1 protein-coding gene is annotated in these 543 nt (G+C 49.2%); it reads right to left on the bottom strand.

The window, feature by feature from the left end:
* Positions 1-543, bottom strand: a 543-nt coding sequence (locus AB4512_RS23315) for a TRAP transporter large permease subunit (RefSeq protein WP_372175904.1), incomplete at both ends; no start/stop codon positions are given.

Below are 543 nucleotides of genomic sequence, written 5' to 3'. Positions count from 1 at the left end.
GAGTAGATACCACCGATAATTAAAGCAGGGAAACCGAGAGGAAGAATCGCTTTCTTGATCGCTTCAATGCGTTCTGCGGTGTTGGCTTTTTCAACCAAAGTGATGGTATCGCTGTGTTTGACGCTGTAGGCATAGCTGTATAACGAGAACAGGCTCGCGAGCACTAAACCTGGGCCAATACCAGCAATGAACAATTCTCCCACACTGGCGTTGGCTAAGGTGCCGTAAAGAATCAAACCAATACTTGGCGGAATAAGAAACGCGATGTCACTGGCATTGATGATCAGCGCCATCACAAAGCTGTCTTTGTACCCTGCTTGCAGCAACTTCGGACGCATGATTTGGCCAACCGACACCACGGTCGCCTGAGTCGAACCGGAAACAGAACCGAATAAAGTACAGCTGATACACGTAGTAATCGGCAACCCGCCACGCAGATGTCCGACAAAAGCTTGGATTAAACCAAGTAAGTTATACGCCGTGTGACCACGCGTCATAATATCCGCAGCTAAGATGAACATCGGCACCGCAATCAAGGCGCTG

The organism is Vibrio sp. 10N.222.52.B7 (assembly GCF_041474275.1).
Lineage (GTDB): Bacteria > Pseudomonadota > Gammaproteobacteria > Enterobacterales > Vibrionaceae > Vibrio > Vibrio crassostreae_C.
This window is presented reverse-complemented; position numbering and strand designations above follow the sequence as displayed.